Below are 13,823 nucleotides of genomic sequence, written 5' to 3'. Positions count from 1 at the left end.
CCTGTTGATTTCGTGAATATGCGCCGGTGCGCGGCTGCAGTTGGCCGTGCACCGTGGCGGCGCTCATTGATTCGCCAGTTCGCCGCGCACGTAGTCGATGCTCGCTCGCAGCCGGTCCTCGATGTCGTCGGCTTCGGCGATTTCGTGCGCGAACGGCTCGAACGAGAACGCGCCACGGTAGCCGCGCGCGAGCAGTTGGCGCAGTTGCCGGATATTGCCGAGCCGGTCGGCGCCGCCGACCAGCACGCGATGGCCGTCGCGCATCCGGTCGACCGGCAGGTCGTCCTCTTCGACGCCAGAGACGTGCACGAGGCCGGTCAGGTTCGGGAAGAAGATGTCCTCGCCCGACAGGTGATGGTGGAACGTGTCGTGCACGAGCCGGAACACCTGTTCGCCCGCCGCGTCGTAGATGCCTTTCACCGCATCCGACTTGCGGCGCAGCGCGCATTCCTCGAAGCCGAGCGGCTCGATGAAGCCGAGCAGGCCGCGCGCGTCGAGGATCGGCTTGAGCGCCTTCAGCGCCTTCACGAGATCCGCGTGGCGCACGTCCGCGCTGCGCGTGTCGCCGCGGCTGTTGGTCGGGCACAGCACCAGCGCACGCGCGCCGCATTGCGCCGCGTAGTCGGCCAGCACGGTCGCCTCGTCCGCGCGCTCGGCGTTCCATTGCTCGAAGCGCTGCAGCGCGTTGATCGTCAGGATCGTCACGCCGCCGGCTTCGGCCGTTGCGCGCACGGTGGCGGCCGGCGTGCCGTCGGCAATCTCGACGCCGTCGAGATCGTTGCGGATCTCGATCGTGTCGACGCCGAGGCGCTGGCACAGCGCGACGTAACGGTCGAACGGCAAGCGCGGGGCGCTCATCCGGTTCAGCGAAAAATGGAAGGCTTGCGTCATCGTTCTGTCCTTGGGTCTCGAGTGGGGGCGGGGGGCGAATCAGGTGCCGGTGTGTGCGACGTCGGTTGCCGGCGGCGCGGCGAGGGCACGCCACGTGTCGCGCAGCCAGTGCGCGCATGCGACGTTGTTGTCGAAGATCGAATAGCGCGCGCCGCCGCCGTAGTCGGGAAACGGGATGAATTCGCAACTGATCTGCTCGACGCGCGCCGGCTGTGCGTGGGCCTGCGCGTGCAGCAACTGCCGAAGCGCGGCCTTCCACGTGTCGAGTGCCTCAGCGCGCCATGCGCCGTGATAGGTGCCCGGTGCCGGCGCGACGAACGGATACTGGATCCCGCGCCCGGGCCTGCCGTCGGCGCGGCGCATCCACGCGTTGTCCGGATTATTCGGCATCACGCTGCGGGCATGCGCATGCCGGACCCAGCCGCACGCGATCCAGTCGGCGTAGAGGGCGTCGGGCGATGCAGGGTCGAGCAACCGCCGGCCGCCGTCGGCCGCGTCGCGGATGCCCGATGCATCGAGTTCGGTGTGGTTGCCGATCTTGAACAGCAGGTGCGAATGATCGAGCGTGATCCGGAACGGCACGCCGGCCTGCTCGACAAGCCGTGCGACGCGTGCGATGCGCGTGAAATCCTCGCTCCACATGTCGACGTGCACTTCGAGGCTCGGCAGGCAGCCGGCCGGCTCGCCGCGCTCGTAGGTCCGCAGGTAGAAATCGGCGACCTCGCGATCGGACAGCGGATGGCCGCTCGCGTGACGCGCATGCAGCTGACAGTTGAGCACCGTGCTGCCGAAGCGCGCGCCCGCGTCGACGATCTCGGCGACGTGCGCTTCGTCACGGCCCGCGCACCAGATGCCACCGATCACGCGAATCGGCAGCGCATGGCGTTCGACCAGCGCGAAATACGGCGACAGGTCTTCGCCGCGCGCCGGATTCTTTTCGACGTAGTCGAACACACCGGCGCCGGCGACCATCCGGAAGCGTTCGGCGGGCGCGGGCAACGGCAGGCCGTCGTGTTCGAGCACGCCGTCGAGGTTCACGCCGATGAGGATCGGTTCAGCCATCGTCTCCTGTCCGCCATTGTCATGGGATGGGCTGCCCAATGTACGGAGGCGCGGCGCGGGCTGCATGACAAACGTTGGCGAAAAATCGCCAATGCGGCAGTCGATATTTTCGCAACGCGCATGCGGCGCGACAGACGGTGGGCCGGGCGTTCGAATTCAGGCCGGCAGGTACGCGCTCGTCCGCACGTTTGCCGGACAGAACACGCGGAATTCGACCGGATCGGCCGGTGGCGGCTGTTCGACGATCCCGCACGCATGCAGCACGTGCTGCAGTGCGGAAATCACCTGGCCGTCCGGATCCTGGTCGATCGCGAGATCCATCGCGCCGGATTCGATGAAGGTGCGGTGCAGGTCGATCATCTCGTGGCCGATCCACACGACGCGGCCGGCCGCGCCGGCCTTGCGCAGCGCCGCTTCGATGCCGGCCGAGCCGGCGCCGCTGTTGTAGATCGCGACCACGTCGTCGTGCGCATGCAGCGTCTTCGTCACCGCGCGGTAGCAGCGGTCGTCCTGGTCGAGCGTCTCGACCGGCTCGGCGTCGCAGCGGACGGCGGCGAACGCTTCGGCGAGCTGGTCGCGGCAGCCGGCCATCCGGTCGGCGTGCGCGCGGTAGCCCATGCGCCCGCCGAGCAGCAGCACGCGGCCGGGGCGTGCCGCCAGGCGGCCGATGTAATAGCCGGCCGTGCGCCCGGCCCGGTAGTTGTCGATGCCGGCGAAGTGCGCGCGGTCGATGCCGCCGATGTCGGTGACCATCGTGACGACGGTCTCGCCGCGCGCGATCGCGCCGGCCAGCGCGTCGCGCACGCGGCTCGTGTCGCGCGCCGTGACGATCAGCGCCGCGCGCCGGTAGGCGGGCCGTTCGATCAGCGCGGCGGCCCGCTCGTCGTCGGCGGCGGGCAGGATCGTCCGGTGCACGACCACGCGCCGGTCGAGCATCTGCAGCGAGCGCTGCAGCGCCAGCTGCAGCCGCTTGAAGAAAGCCGCGTCGGTGTCCGGCAGCAGCACGTCGACGTGGAGCAGCCCGTGCCGCGTGTCGGGCAACTGACGCGGCACGCCAAGCTGCCGCGCGGCCGCCACCACGCGTTCGCGCGCCTGCGCCGAGACGCTGCCGCGCTCGTTCAGCACGCGGTCGACGGTGGTCGTGCTGACGCCGGCAAGCGCCGCGATCTCGTCGAAGCGTGCGGTGCGCTTGCGCCAGCGCGGCCCGGATTCGCCTGCCATGGATGTCTCCATCGTGGGGTCGCCATCGAGACGTGGCAATGCGGGGAACGCTAAAGCGATGGCGAAATTTCGTCAACGTTTCGATTGAGCGAGGGAGGCCGCGGGCCTAATTTTGATTCCATGCCGAAGCGCTTGCCGCGCTTCCTACGAACAAGGAATCCAGGAGACGCACGTGGCTCATATCGACGACCAGGCGCACGACCGCACGGTGGCGCGCCGTCAGGCCTACCGGATGATCGGCGGCGCCGGCGAGCGCGCGCAGGCGGCCGGGCTCGCCAACGCGGAGTGGTATCGATGCCCGGTGCCGCGGCCGCTGATGAAGCAGCTGATGCAGCGCGGCAACGCGCGCGCGATCCGCGACACGCTGATCTGGTACGCGGCGATCGCGATCAGCGGGGGGCTCGCATGGCTGGCGTGGCGCGCACATTCGGCGTGGGCGATTCCCGCGTTCTTCGTGTACGGCACGCTCTACTGCAGCCCGGCCGACTCGCGCTGGCACGAATGCGGGCACGGCACCGCGTTCCGCACGCGCTGGATGAACGACGTGCTGTACCAGGTCGCGTCGTTCCAGGTGTTCCGCCGCGCGACGGCGTGGCGCTGGAGCCATGCACGTCATCACACCGATACGCTGGTCGTCGGGCGCGATCCGGAAATCGCCGCGCCGAAGCCGACCGACTGGGCCTCGCTCGCGCTGAACATCGTCGCGCTGAAGCACGTGGCCGGCGAGCTGCGCAAGATGATTGTGACGGCCTTCACCGGACGGCTCGACGACGAGGAGCGCACCTACGTGCCCGAATCGGAACGGCCGAAGGTGGTGCGCGAGTCTCGCCTCCATCTCGCGGTGTACGCACTCGTGACCGGTGCTTCGCTCTACTGGCACACGATCCTGCCGCTGCTCTACATCGGGCTGCCGAGCCTCTACGGCGCGTGGCTGTACCTGTATTTCGGCCTCACGCAGCACGCGGGCATGCCCGAGAACGTGCTCGATCACCGGCGCAACTGCCGGACCGTGATGATGAATCCGGTGTTCCGCTTCCTGTACTGGAACATGAACTACCACGTCGAGCACCACATGTTCCCGATGGTGCCGTTCCACGCGCTGCCGAAGCTGCACGAGGCGGTGAAGGCCGACATGCCGCCGCCGTACCGCAGCACGCTGGACGCGTATGCGGAGATCGTGCCGGCGCTGGTCAGGCAGACGCGCGACCCGACCGATTACGTCGTGCGGCCCGTGCCGGATGCCGCGCGCGCGTGACCGACATCGAACCTTCCAACCCAGGAGACATGCAACATGACGCAATGGATCGACACCGGCGCGCTCGACGACATCGACGACGAAGACGTCGCGCGCTTCGACCATGCCGGCCACACGTACGCGATCTACCGCATCGACGGCGAAGTCTATGCAAGCGACGGCCTGTGCACGCACGAGCAAGTACATCTCGCGGACGGGCTCGTGATCGACCACGTGATCGAATGCCCGAAGCACAACGGGCGCTTCGACGTGCGCGACGGCCGGCCGCTGTCCGCGCCCGCCTGCGAGAAGCTGCGCACGTACCGCGCGAAGATCGACAACGGCCGCATCCTGATCGAGGTGTAACGCGATGACGAGCGACCGGGTGATGGCGATCGTCGGCGCGGGCCACGCGGGCGGCCGCGCGGCGCAGGTGCTGCGCGAATCCGGCTGGGGCGGGCGGATCGTGCTGATCGGCGCGGAGGCGCACCTGCCGTACGAGCGGCCGCCGTTGTCGAAGGGCGTGCTGACCGGCGAACGCAGCGCGGCGCAGTGCCGGTTGCGCGATCCGGAAGCGTGGGCGGCCGATCACATCGAGCCGGTCGTCGCGACGGTCGAGCGTATCGATCCGGACGCACGCGAAGTGCGCCTGTCGGATGGCCGCGTGTCCGGCTACGACGCGCTGCTGCTCGCGACCGGCGGCCGCGCGCGTCGCTTGACGATTCCAGGTGCGACGTTAGACGGGGTGTTTGCATTGCGCACGCTCGACGACGCGGCGGCGCTCGGCACGCGGCTCGTGCCCGATGCACGGGTCGTGCTGATCGGCGGCGGTTTCATCGGCCTCGAAGTCGCGGCGTCGGCGCGACTGCGCGGGTGCCGCGTGACGGTGCTCGATGCGGCGCCGCGCCTGCTCGGGCGTGCGGTGCCGGAGGCGATCGCGGCGCGCGTGCACGCGCTTCACGAACGGCAGGGCGTGGCCATTCGCGTGAAGCGGAAGCCGGTTGCGATCGAGCGGACGGCGGGCGGCGCGCTGGCCGTCGTGCTCGACGACGGCGACACGCTGATCGCCGACACGGTCGTCGCCGGCATCGGCATCGAGCCGGCCGACGAGCTGGCGCGTGAGGCGGGCCTCGCCGTCGAGCGCGGCATCGTCGTGAACGAGCGGCTCGAGACGTCGGCGCGCGGCATCTACGCAGCGGGCGACGTGGCGGTGTTCCCGAGTGCGTTGTCGGGCCGGCCGGTCCGGCAGGAAACCTGGCACGGCGCCGAGACCCAGGCACGCGTCGCCGCGCGCAACATGCTCGGCGCCGACGAGCCGTATCGCGAGACACCGTGGTTCTGGTCGGATCAATACGACGCGCAGTTGCAGGTGGCTGGAGAGCCGGCGCTTGGCGAGCGATCGGTCGCGCGCGTGCTCGGCGACGACGCGGAAATCCATTTCCATTTCGATGCCGGAGCGCGGCTCGTCGCCGCAAGCGGTTTCGGCCGCGCGTCGGGGTTCGTCAAGGACATGCGGGTGGCGAGAATGCTGGTCGAGCGCGGGAGCGACGTGAGCCCGTTGGCTGTCGCGGATACGGGGGTGAAGCTGAAGTCGCTGGTATCGGCCGAGTGAGGCCGGTAGCGGAAACGAAGCGCGAGGGAAGGCGAACGAAGGAAGGAAAGCAAAACGCGCGGCGAGGACCGCCGCGCGTTTCGGTCAAGCCACGATCAGATCGTCGTATGCAGGTGCAGGTACAGGCCGGCCGCCGCGGCGCCGCCGAGCAGCGGACCGACGACGGGCACCCATGCATAGCGCCAGTCGCTGTCGCGCTTGCCGGGGATCGGCAGCAGCGCGTGCATGATGCGCGGCGACAGGTCGCGCGCGGGGCTCATCGCATAGCCGGTCGGGCCGCCGAGCGAGATGCCGATGCCGAGCACGAGCAGGCCGACGGGCAGTGCGTCGAGCGCGCCGAGGCCGACTTGCGGCGACGCGAGGTACAGCACGCCGAGGATCAGCACGAACGTGCAGATCGCTTCGGTCAGCACGTTGTGCGTGACGCTGCGGATCGCGGGCGCCGTGCAGAACACCGCGAGCTTCAGGTCCGCATCGGCTTCCTTCGCGAAGTGCTGGCGATAGGCGAGCCACACGAGCAGCGCGCCGGCCATCCCGCCGAGCATCTGCGCGAGGACGTAGCCGCCGACTTTCGACCACGCGAACTTGCCCGCGAGCGCGAGACTGATGGTAACGATCGGGTTCAGGTGCGCGCCGCTGAACGACGCGGTCACGTAGACGGCGACGAACACGGCCATCGCCCAGCCCATCACGATCACGATCAGGTCCGCGCCTTTGCCCTTGGTCTTTGCAAGCAGCACGTTGGCGACCGCGCCGTTGCCGAGCAGCACGAGGATCGCTGTGCCGATGAATTCCGCAATATAAGGTGACATGTTTGTCTCTCTTGAATCACGGCGGACTCGCGCAGTGCACGGTCCGCCGGTGTTGTTGTATTTCGTCCGGATGCCTGACGGTTACTGCGCGTCGTCGGCCCATGCCTTCGCGGCACGCACCGCACGCTGCCAGCCCGACATGCAGCGTTCGACGTGCTCCTTCGGCATCGACGGCGAGAAGCGGCGATCGAGCTGCCACTGGTCGCGCACTTCGTCGAGGTTCTTCCAGTAGCCGATCGCGAGGCCCGCGAGGTAGGCCGCGCCGAGCGCGGTCGTCTCGGTGATCTGCGGACGCACCGCGTCGACGCCGAGCAGGTCCGCCTGGAACTGCATCAGCAGGTCGTTCGCGCTCGCGCCGCCGTCCACGCGCAGCTCGCCGATGCTGATGCCCGAATCGGCTTCCATCGCGGCCAGCACGTCGAGCGACTGGTACGCGATCGAATCGAGCGCCGCACGTGCGAGGTGCGCGGAGGTCGTGCCGCGCGTGACGCCGAACACCGAGCCGCGCGCCCGCGCGTTCCAGTGCGGTGCGCCGAGGCCGGCGAACGCGGGCACCAGGTAGACGCCGTCGGTGTGCGGCACGCTCGCGGCGAGCGCTTCGATTTCAGCGGCCGACTTGATGATGCCGACGCCGTCGCGCAGCCACTGCACCACCGCGCCCGCGATGAAGATGCTGCCTTCGAGCGCGTACTGCACGTCGTCGCCGATCTGCCAGGCGATGGTCGTGACGAGGTTGTTCTTCGACTCGATCGGCTTGTCGCCGGTGTTCATCATCAGGAAGCAGCCGGTGCCGTAGGTGTTCTTCACCATGCCCGACGTCGTGCACATCTGGCCGAACAGCGCCGCGTGCTGGTCGCCTGCGATGCCCGCGAGCGGGATCTTCGATGCGAACACGGTGGTCTTCGTGTGGCCGTAGATTTCCGACGATGCCTTCACTTCCGGCAGCATGCTGCGCGGGATGTCGAGCATGTCGAGCAGTTCGTTGTCCCACTCGCGCGTGTGGATGTTGAACAGCATCGTGCGCGACGCGTTCGTCACGTCGGTCACGTGCAGTTCGTGCTTCGTGAAGTTCCACACGAGCCAGCTGTCGACGGTGCCGAACGCGAGCTTGCCCTGCTTGGCCTTCTCGCGTGCGCCCGGCACGTTGTCGAGAATCCAGCGGATCTTGGTCCCGGAGAAGTACGAATCGATCGGCAGGCCGGTCTTCGCGCGCACCTTCGCCTCGAAGCCCTGGGCCTTCAGCGAATCGCAGAAGTCGGCCGTGCGGCGATCCTGCCAGACGATCGCGTTGTAGACGGGCTGGCCCGTCTCGCGATCCCAGACGATCGTGGTTTCGCGCTGGTTGGTGATGCCGATCGCGGCGATCGACGTGCCGTTCAGGCCCGTGCGCGTGACGGCTTCGGCGGCGACGCCGGCTTGCGTCGACCAGATTTCCTGCGGATCGTGCTCGACCCAGCCGGGTTGCGGGTAGATCTGCTCGAATTCCTTCTGGGCGATCGAAACGATATTGCCCTGGCGATCGAACAGCATCGCGCGGGAACTCGTGGTGCCCTGGTCAAGCGCGAGGATGTACTGATCCTGCATGTCTCTCATCTCCATCCGTGGATTTGGCTTAGTTGTGATGCGCGCCGCATGTGGGGCGGCGCGTCGGTGAGTCAACGTCGGTCAAGCAACTGCAACTGCATTCCGGTCAGGCGTGCGGCGCGTGCGCGGCGGCGAACCACGCGTCGACCGCGGCGGTCACCGCGTCGAGCGTGCCGGGCGCGACGTGCAGGCCGAGCTTCGAGCGGCGCCACAGCACGTCCTGCGCGCAGGTCGCCCATTCGGCGTCGCGCAGGTAGCGCAGTTCGGCGTCGTAGATGCCCGGTGCGATTTCGGTGCCGAGATCGGCGAGCGACTTCGCGCCGTCGATCACGCGTTCCGCGCGCGTGCCGTATGCACGGGCATAGCGGCGGGCGAGCGCGGCGGGCAGCCACGCATGGCGTTTGGCGAACGTATCGGCGAATGCGTCGAACTTCGCGTTCGCGATGTCGCCGCCCGGCAGCGCGACGCCGGCCGTCCAGGTCTTCGCGTCGCGGCCGAGTGCGCGGCACAGCATGTCGCCGGCTTCTTCCGCGAGCTTGCGGAACGTCGTGATCTTGCCGCCGAACACCGACAGCAGCGGGGCGCCCGCGCCGTCGTCCAGCTCGAGGCGGTAGTCGCGCGTGACGGCCGATGCGTTCGCGGCGTTTTCGTCTTCCAGCAGCGGGCGCACGCCCGAGTAGGTCCAGTGCACGTCGGCCGGCGAGATCTTGCGCTTGAAGTAGCGGTTGATCGAATCGCACAGGTACTGCGTCTCGTCGCGATCGATCGCGACCTTCGCGGGATCGTTCGTGTATTCGACGTCGGTCGTGCCGATCAGCGTGAAATCGTGCTCGTACGGAATCGCGAAGATGATCCGCTTGTCCGGGTTCTGGAAGATGTACGCGTGGTCGTGATCGAACAGGCGGCGCGTGATGATGTGGCTGCCCTTCACGAGCCGCACGCTGTGGTGCGCGCCGCGGCCGAGCGCGCCTTTCAGCACGTCGCCGACCCACGGGCCGGCCGCGTTCGCAATCGCGCGCGCATGCACGACGCGGATCGAGCCGTCGGCGTGCTGCAGTCGCGCTTCCCATTCGTCGCCGCGGCGTTCGGCGGACACCAGCTTCGTGCGCGTCAGGATCTGGGCGCCGCGCTCCTTCGCATCCATCGCGTTCAGCACGACGAGGCGCGCGTCGTCGACCCAGCCGTCCGAATAGACGAAGCCGCGCTTGATCGAATCGATCAGCGGCGCGCCGGCCGCATGGCGGCGCATGTCGATGCCGCGCGAGCCGGGCAGCAGTTCGCGTTTCGCGAGGTGATCGTAAAGGAACAGGCCGATGCGGATCAGCCAGGCCGGACGCAGGTTCGGCATGTGCGGCATCACGAAGCGCAGCGGCCACATGATGTGCGGCGCCGCGCGCAGCAGCGTCTCGCGCTCCTGCAGCGCCTTGCGCACGAGCCCGAACTCGTTGTACTCGAGGTAGCGCAGGCCGCCGTGAATCAGCTTCGTGCTGGACGACGACGTGTGCGACGCGAGATCGTCCTGCTCGCAGAGCATGACCGACAGGCCGCGGCCGGCCGCATCGCGCGCGATGCCCGCGCCGTTGATGCCGCCGCCGACGACGAGCAGATCGTAGCGATTCGGTTGGGTCACCTGCTGTCCTTATCGTCTGATGGAAATGGGTGAACAGGAAATGTTCGAATTCGAAATTTAACGAACGAAATCGAAAAAGTAAAGTTCGATAAAGCGGGGCCAGTAGCGCGCGGCGCGATCCCGGACGATACTGGCGAAATCGACCGTTTCACGAGGTGAATCATGCGTATTGGGATGTGGGCCGGCGTATGCGCCGTCCTTCTGGCGGGGTGCACTGCTGGGATGCCGCCGCTCGCCGGCAACTGGCGCACGCCGTCGTTCGTCGACCTGCAGACGTCATGCGGCGGCACGGCACGGGACTGGGGTGCGGACGCGCAGCCGGTCTACTCGACGCTGTATGACGCGTACGTGGCGAAACGGTATCGTGGGCTGACCGATGCGAGCTATTGTGCGTTCGTAAACGAACTTTCGACGCACTATGCGGCGCCCGATGCGGCGGCGCGTGCCGGCTGGATCGCGTATTTCAACGGCGCGCGTGCGCAGGCCATCAGCTGGCGGGCGGCGGTCGATCCGACGCTGCGCGGCGGCTGAAGCAGGCTGCGGCGGGGCGGGGGGAGGGAAGCGGGGGTGACCGCGCGGCCCGGCAGCCGGGCGGCGCGGTCAGGTCAGGAACGGTGTGGTTTTACGAATAGCGGTACTTGATGGATCGCAGCGCGGCGTCGCCGGTTTCGGTCACGCAGTATTTGCGCCCCGAACCGAGTCCTTCCAGACGGACGAGCTGCTGTTCGAGCAGTGCGTCGATTTCGTCCCGATCCATGTGGGTTTGATCGGGAGCGTCCTTAACAAGCAATAGCGTGGCGAATTCATGCGGACTCAGCATCGTTCTCTCCATGGCGACCAGTCAGCCCGCGCGGCCGGCGCACGGGCCGACGCGCGATACCCAGCGGGGTATGGCTTGGGGGGAAAGCTGTATTCGCCGGCCATGCCATTCGTCCGCGCCCTGGCACAGGCGGAACGGTCGAAATGGGCCGGGGAACTGGAGTCTAGTCGAGCGCGCGGGCAACGACAAATCGGGCCCCGTTAATTTTCCGTTTGACAGCCGAGCCACGCGCAAGCGGTTTGCTCGCGACGCCAACTTCTTGATTTCACTTGAAGTTTCGGGTGCGGTGCAGCATCGGAACCGTCACTCGGCGACGTATACCTGGGTGCCGGCGGCCGCGACGGTGTCGGCCATCTCGGGCGGCAGCGGCTTGTCGGTGAAGAGCGCGTGCACCTGGCTCAGGTGGCCTTGGCGCACCAGCGCGGGACGGCCGACCTTCGAATGGTCGGTCACGAGATAGACGGTGCGCGCATGCTGCATGATCGCCTCGGCCACGCGCACCTCGCGTGTGTCGAAGTCGCGCAGCGTGCCGTCGGCCTCGATCGCCGACGTGCCGATGATCGCGTAGTCGACCTTGAACTGGCGGATGAAGTCGATCGCGAGTTCGCCGACGATCCCCTTGTCCCACGGCCGCACGATGCCGCCCGTGATCAGCACCTCGCAGTCGGGGTAGCCGCTCATCATCGACGCGACGTTCAGGTTGTTCGTGATCACGTGTAGCCCGTGGTGGCGGTTCAGCGCGCGTGCGACTTCCTCGGTGGTCGTGCCGAGGTTGATGAACAGCGACGCCTGGTCGGGGATGTGCGACGCCGCGAGCGCCGCGATGCGCCGCTTCTCGTCGTGGAACATCCGCTGGCGCGCGGTGTACGACACGTTCTCCGAGCTGGTCGGCAGGCTCGCGCCGCCGTGGTAGCGGCGCAGCAGGTTCAGGTCCGCCAGCCAGTTCACGTCGCGGCGGATCGTCTGCGGCGTCACCGCGAAGTGCGCGGCGAGATCGTCGACGGTCACGAAGCCGTCGCGCTGCACCCATTCGAGCAATTCCTGCTGGCGCGCGTTGAGGGTGAGGCGGGGATCTCGGGTCATGGCTCGATGGTCGTGTCGTGAGACGGAGCGGGTATTGTAAGGGCGGCAACGGCGTTAGGCCGGCCCGGCCCGCACGGTTGCCTGATATTCATGCGGAAATCGCATGGATTCATGTGACAAATGAATTTGTGCGATTGTGCCGATCGCGCTGCAATGGCGGATTGCCCGCGCACGCGGGGGGCGCGTCCGGCGCGATCATTCAGCTTTCGACGAGGTGGAACCGATGACTGGCTTCAACTGGCACAACCCGTATCCGACGACCCGCATCACGGTGTTCGCGCGCAACGTCGTGTCGACGTCGCACCCGCTCGCCGCGCAGGCGGGGCTGCGGATGCTGTGGAAGGGCGGCAACGCGGTCGACGCGGCGCTGGCCGCCGCGGCCGCGATCACGGTCGTCGAGCCCGTGTCGTGCGGGCTCGGCGGCGACGCGTTCGCGCTCGTGTGGGACGGCGAGCGGCTGTCCGGGCTGAACGCGTCGGGCGTCGCGCCGGCCGCATGGAACGTCGACTATTTCCGCACGCGCCACGGCGACGCGGGTAACGGCATCGCGAACAAGCCGACGCGCGGCTGGGACACCGTCACCGTGCCGGGCGTGATCGCGGGTTGGGAAGCGCTGCATGCGAAGTTCGGTTCGCTGCCGTTCGCGGACCTGCTCGAACCGGCGATCGAGATCGCGGAGCGCGGCTATGCGGTGCCGCCGATCGTCGCGCACAAGTGGGCGGCCGCGGTGCCGGAACTCAAGGGGTTGCCGGGTTTCGCGGACACCTTCATGCCGCATGGCCGCGCACCGCAGGTGGGCGAGCGCGTGTGCCTGCCGGGCCATGCGCAGACGTTGCGCACGCTGCAGAAGGAAGGTGCGCGCGCGTTCTACGAGGGGGTGCTCGCCGAGCGCATCGCCGCGTTCTCCCGCGAAGGCGGTGGTGCGCTGACCGCAGCCGACCTGCAGGCTTACCGGCCCGAATGGGTCGAGCCGATCGGCAAGCGCTTCGGCCGTCACACGATCCACGAGATTCCGCCGAACGGGCAGGGCATCGCCGCGCTGATCGCGCTCGGGATCGCCGGGCATGCGGGCGTGACCGAGTGGCCAGTCGATTCGGTCGACTCGCAGCATCTGCAGATCGAGGCGATGAAGCTCGCGTTCGCCGATGTCTATCGCTACGTCGCCGATCCGCGCGCGATGGAAGTCACGCCCGAGCAGATGCTCGACGACGCGTATCTCGCCGAGCGCGCGAAACTGATCGACCCCGCGCGCGCGACGCACTTCGCCGCTGGCCGGCCGCATTCGGGCGGCACGATCTACCTGTCGGCGGCCGACGAGCGCGGGATGATGGTGAGCTTCATTCAGTCGAACTACATGGGCTTCGGCTCGGGGCTCGTCGTGCCCGGCACCGGCATCGCGCTGCAGAATCGCGGGCACGGCTTCTCGATGGACCCGGCTTCGCCGAACGTCGTCGCGGGCGGCAAGCGGCCGTTCCACACGATCATCCCGGCGTTCGTCACCGAGGAGGTCGAAGGCCGGACCGAGGCCGTGATGAGCTTCGGCGTGATGGGCGGCGACATGCAGCCGCAAGGACACCTGCAGACCGTCGTGCGGATGCTCGGCTACGGGCAGCAACCGCAGGCGGCCTGCGATGCGCCGCGCTGGAAGGTCAACCGCGACTTCACGCTCGACGTCGAGGCAACGATGCATCGCGCGACCGTCGATGGGCTGGCCGCACGCGGCCATACGATCAAGTCGATCGACGATCCTTACATGGATTTCGGTTCGGGGCAGTTCATCTGGCGTCTCGATCGCGACGATCGCGAGCGCGGCTACGTGGCCGCGAGCGACAGCCGGCGCGACGGTCTGGCGGCCGGTTTCTGACGGATTCCCG

13 protein-coding genes are annotated in these 13,823 nt (G+C 68.1%); 5 read left to right on the top strand and 8 right to left on the bottom strand.

Features of this window, described 5'->3' with window-relative positions:
- Nucleotides 1-63: 63 nt before the first annotated feature.
- The 3 genes from CFB40_RS14685 to CFB40_RS14675 all read right to left on the bottom strand — a co-directional run bounded on the left by CFB40_RS14685 (nucleotide 64) and on the right by CFB40_RS14675 (nucleotide 3,174).
- Nucleotides 64-891, bottom strand: coding sequence for a TIM barrel protein (locus CFB40_RS14685; RefSeq protein ID WP_089431664.1), 828 nt, complete (start codon nucleotides 889-891; stop codon nucleotides 64-66).
- A gap of 39 nt (nucleotides 892-930) precedes the next feature.
- Nucleotides 931-1,953, bottom strand: coding sequence for a xylose isomerase (locus CFB40_RS14680; protein WP_089431663.1), 1,023 nt, complete (start codon nucleotides 1,951-1,953; stop codon nucleotides 931-933).
- 156 nt (nucleotides 1,954-2,109) lie between these two features.
- Nucleotides 2,110-3,174: a LacI family DNA-binding transcriptional regulator gene (locus CFB40_RS14675; protein ID WP_089431662.1), complete on the bottom strand. Its 1,065-nt coding sequence runs from the start codon at nucleotides 3,172-3,174 to the stop codon at nucleotides 2,110-2,112.
- Nucleotides 3,175-3,346: 172 nt separating this feature from the next.
- On the opposite strand from CFB40_RS14675, the gene CFB40_RS14670 reads away from it, so the two are divergent.
- The 3 genes from CFB40_RS14670 to CFB40_RS14660 are packed head-to-tail and all read left to right on the top strand — an operon-like array spanning nucleotide 3,347 to nucleotide 6,020.
- Complete coding sequence (locus CFB40_RS14670) at nucleotides 3,347-4,429, top strand: fatty acid desaturase family protein (protein WP_089426274.1); 1,083 nt, start codon at nucleotides 3,347-3,349, stop codon at nucleotides 4,427-4,429.
- Nucleotides 4,430-4,465: 36 nt separating this feature from the next.
- On the top strand, nucleotides 4,466-4,774 hold the full coding sequence (locus tag CFB40_RS14665; RefSeq protein WP_089426273.1) for a non-heme iron oxygenase ferredoxin subunit: 309 nt from the start codon (nucleotides 4,466-4,468) through the stop codon (nucleotides 4,772-4,774).
- A gap of 4 nt (nucleotides 4,775-4,778) precedes the next feature.
- Nucleotides 4,779-6,020, top strand: coding sequence for an NAD(P)/FAD-dependent oxidoreductase (locus CFB40_RS14660; RefSeq protein WP_089426272.1), 1,242 nt, complete (start codon nucleotides 4,779-4,781; stop codon nucleotides 6,018-6,020).
- Nucleotides 6,021-6,115: 95 nt separating this feature from the next.
- Here CFB40_RS14660 and CFB40_RS14655 read toward each other — a convergent pair whose 3' ends face one another.
- The 3 genes from CFB40_RS14655 to glpD form a co-directional block, all read right to left on the bottom strand.
- Nucleotides 6,116-6,832, bottom strand: coding sequence for an MIP/aquaporin family protein (locus tag CFB40_RS14655; RefSeq protein ID WP_006484467.1), 717 nt, complete (start codon nucleotides 6,830-6,832; stop codon nucleotides 6,116-6,118).
- 81 nt (nucleotides 6,833-6,913) lie between these two features.
- Nucleotides 6,914-8,416 carry a glycerol kinase GlpK gene (gene glpK / locus CFB40_RS14650; protein WP_089431661.1) on the bottom strand — a complete coding sequence of 501 codons (1,503 nt, stop codon included), beginning with the start codon at nucleotides 8,414-8,416 and terminating at the stop codon, nucleotides 6,914-6,916.
- 106 nt (nucleotides 8,417-8,522) lie between these two features.
- The gene (gene glpD / locus CFB40_RS14645) at nucleotides 8,523-10,046 is read right to left on the bottom strand and encodes a glycerol-3-phosphate dehydrogenase (RefSeq protein ID WP_089431660.1); all 1,524 of its coding nucleotides are present in this window, start codon (nucleotides 10,044-10,046) and stop codon (nucleotides 8,523-8,525) included.
- 162 nt (nucleotides 10,047-10,208) lie between these two features.
- Between glpD and CFB40_RS14640 the strand changes: the two genes are divergently transcribed.
- Nucleotides 10,209-10,577, top strand: a complete 369-nt coding sequence (locus CFB40_RS14640) for a hypothetical protein (protein WP_089431659.1) — start codon at nucleotides 10,209-10,211, stop codon at nucleotides 10,575-10,577.
- Between the two features lie 91 nt (nucleotides 10,578-10,668).
- Here the strand turns inward: CFB40_RS14640 and CFB40_RS14635 are convergent, their stop codons facing one another.
- Together CFB40_RS14635 and CFB40_RS14630 are read right to left on the bottom strand one after the other, a co-directional pair.
- Nucleotides 10,669-10,866 carry a hypothetical protein gene (locus CFB40_RS14635; protein WP_011353109.1) on the bottom strand — a complete coding sequence of 66 codons (198 nt, stop codon included), beginning with the start codon at nucleotides 10,864-10,866 and terminating at the stop codon, nucleotides 10,669-10,671.
- A gap of 303 nt (nucleotides 10,867-11,169) precedes the next feature.
- Nucleotides 11,170-11,949, bottom strand: coding sequence for a DeoR/GlpR family DNA-binding transcription regulator (locus tag CFB40_RS14630; RefSeq protein ID WP_006493999.1), 780 nt, complete (start codon nucleotides 11,947-11,949; stop codon nucleotides 11,170-11,172).
- A 223-nt stretch (nucleotides 11,950-12,172) separates the two neighbouring features.
- Here CFB40_RS14630 and CFB40_RS14625 point away from each other — a divergent pair, with 223 nt between their 5' ends.
- A complete protein-coding gene (locus tag CFB40_RS14625) occupies nucleotides 12,173-13,813 on the top strand; it encodes a gamma-glutamyltransferase family protein (RefSeq protein ID WP_089431885.1) in 1,641 nt (546 codons plus the stop codon).
- Nucleotides 13,814-13,823: the final 10 nt, after the last annotated feature.

This window comes from Burkholderia sp. AU31652 (genome assembly GCF_002223155.1).
Taxonomy (GTDB): Bacteria; Pseudomonadota; Gammaproteobacteria; order Burkholderiales; family Burkholderiaceae; genus Burkholderia.
The sequence above is the reverse complement of the archived record's forward strand: the minus strand, read 5'-3'. Positions and strand labels throughout refer to the sequence as shown.